Below are 343 nucleotides of genomic sequence, written 5' to 3'. Positions count from 1 at the left end.
CCGGTCGGTACACACCAGGGCGAGTTGCGTGCGTTCACCGGCATCGACGAACTCGATGCGCGGAATCATCTGGAAGTGCCGCAGGTGCCGCGAAAGACTGCGTTTGGGCGGGGCCTGGCCCGCCGGCTGATCGAGCGCCCGCAGCATGCGCGAGCGAAGTTCTTCGGCACGTTGAAGCGAGGCGGGTGCCTGCGAGTCGGACTCCAGCAACAGAAAGGTATCCAGTGCCTTGCCCGTGCTGGACACGAGGATGCGAGCCTCGACCACCGAAAAGCGCAAGCGGTCGAGCATTGCCGTCACCGTGGCGAAAAGGCCGTCGCGATCGGGCGTGTAGATGAACAGT

General features: G+C 64.4%; 1 pseudogene. It reads right to left on the bottom strand.

Annotated elements, in window-relative coordinates:
- Positions 1 to 343, bottom strand: a pseudogene (locus CBX98_RS25750) (hypothetical protein); the annotation flags it as partial.

The sequence above is a fragment of the Vibrio sp. T9 genome, from assembly GCF_003123985.1.
Lineage (GTDB): Bacteria > Pseudomonadota > Gammaproteobacteria > Enterobacterales > Vibrionaceae > Vibrio > Vibrio diabolicus.
Note: the sequence above shows the minus strand (reverse complement) of the source record. Positions and strands in the feature narration are given on the sequence as shown.